The 2,259-nt window shown below is 33.3% G+C and carries 1 protein-coding gene; it reads left to right on the plus strand.

Going from position 1 to position 2,259, the window contains the following annotated elements; all coding sequences use genetic code 11:
- Positions 1 to 272: 272 nt before the first annotated feature.
- On the plus strand, positions 273 to 2,259 hold a 1,987-nt coding region (locus C4S35_RS15425), incomplete at its 3' end, for an Ig-like domain-containing protein (RefSeq protein WP_482788922.1).

Consider the following 2,259-nt stretch of genomic DNA (forward strand, 5'->3'; position numbering starts at 1 on the left):
GTTATGTGGGAGAGTATGTCGTCGCCTTTCTTTAATCTGAACTTGTTCAGGTGCTATTAAATCCTCATCATTCATTTGATGAGGATTTTTTTTTGCACTGTAATTTAATGGATTTTTGCTGAAAATAATATTTAACTATTATTTATATTTTGTTTACAATATTGTTAATTATATATTAATTTTTTATTGGCTTAACCGAAATAAAACTATACTTTTATTTTTTTTAATTAATTAAATATATAGTCAGTTCCATTAACACCAAAATTTATTCTATGAAAAATAAATTACTTTTATTTTTATTGTTTTTTTTATTTTTAGGAAATGAAATTAATGCCAAAAATTTTGATCAAGCTTTAAATAATTCTAAAATAAATTTTCAGTTGCCATTAACTGTTAATTTAAAGGATACTATTAAAAAATCAAATAGAACTTTAAAAATAGCAAAAGCTAAGGCTATTATACCAGTCCCACAGACTACAGCAGGAAGTGCTTGTAAGAAAGAGATTGACATGACTGTGAAAGTATCTATGGCTGCATCTGGAGGTAGCGGTGATGTTATTGAATGGTTTTCGAGTCAAACTTCTAATACCATATTGCATACAGGATCTATATATAGTCCAAGTGTAAGTCAAACTACGACCTATTATGTTAGAACTCATGCCGGTGCTGATTTTAGTATTAGGGTGCCTGTAGTTGCATCTGTTTATACATCGCCGCCCGCAGTTAGTTTGTCTGTTTCGCCGACAGATGCTGTAATATGTGAAGGAACTCCACTTACATTTACCGCAAATGGCGGTGCTGATTTATTTGAATTTTCAATAGACGGGGTTCCAAAGCAATTGATGTCCACAAATAGAACATTCCAAACTGCAACGTTAAAAAAAGGTCAAATAGTTAGCGTTAGAACGCGATATGCAGTAAAGTTTGACGGAAGTATAACAGAAACTGCGTGGGGAAAAGGTCCGATGGAAGATAATATGCTTTCCGCTCCATTATCTTTAAATGCATCAAACGGTTATATTAATTCTATCAAAATTAGTCCAACAGAAAAAAACTTAGTCTTTGGTATCGCAGGAAAATTAGGTAATAATAAAAGTATGTTATTGTTTCTAGATACGAAGCCAGGAGGTTTTAATTTGTCAAATTATGGAGATGAAGGAAATAGTATTCCATCTGTAAAAGGATTCAATTATTTTAATAATAATCCAAGTATTTTTGATTCTTATTTTCAAGCTGATTATTGTCTTACAATTTCGACAGATGATGGTGGAACAAATTATTTCGCTGATATTATTGAATTAAAGACAGGAAATTCTACTAAGCTAAATTTAGGAAATGCATCAACAGGATTCCCTTCTTCTGTAATGGGAGTTAATAATGGTAATTCAGGAATTGGAGATTATAATATAGGTTTTGAAGTAGAAGTGCTGAAATCATTGATTGGTTATACAGTTGGGGACATTAAGTTTTTTGCCTTGACTATGCAAGATGATAGTGCACTTAATTATAATGTTACAAATTCTTTTTTAAGTCCTGAATTAAGCAGTTCGCTTGATTACGGGAGTGGTGCTATTGATTACAATATAAAAGACCCAAATCCAGTTGTTGTTTCTGCAGATGCTTTGGTTCCTTGTTATGAGCAAGCAACTGTTCTGGTTAATTTAAATGAAAACCCAACAACCGCAACCGTAGGTCCAGATCAATATAATTGTCAACTAATAAGTAGTATATTAGGAGGTAATACTCCCACGATAGGTTCTGGTGTTTGGTCATTAAAATCAGGGCCAGGATTAGTAAATTTTAGTAATGTAAATAGTGGAACTTCCACTGCTACAGTAAATGCAGAAGGAATATATGTTTTTACATGGACTATTTCAAATGGTGTTTGTCCAAGATCTGCAGCCGATATAAAAGTGGAGTTTGTTGTTCCGCCTTTAACTCCAACAGCAAGTAATCAAGCCGAATGTGCTTCGTCGCCAATTCAAACTTTGACTGCCACAGCCACGGCTCAAGCAGGAGAGACGATTGTATGGTATGATGCAGCAACGGGAGGAAATGTAATATCGAATCCTACATTAAATTCATTGGGAACAGTTACATATTATGCTGAATCTATAAAAAATACAACATCATGTGTGAGTAGTTCTCGAACTGCAGTAACCTTAACATTATATGCTTTACCAACAATAACAGGTACTTTAAGTGTTTGTGCAGGTGCAACAACCACATTAACCGGTTCAGCTACGGCAGATGCTACAA

It is taken from the genome of Flavobacterium urumqiense, assembly GCF_900108015.1.
Lineage (GTDB): Bacteria > Bacteroidota > Bacteroidia > Flavobacteriales > Flavobacteriaceae > Flavobacterium > Flavobacterium urumqiense.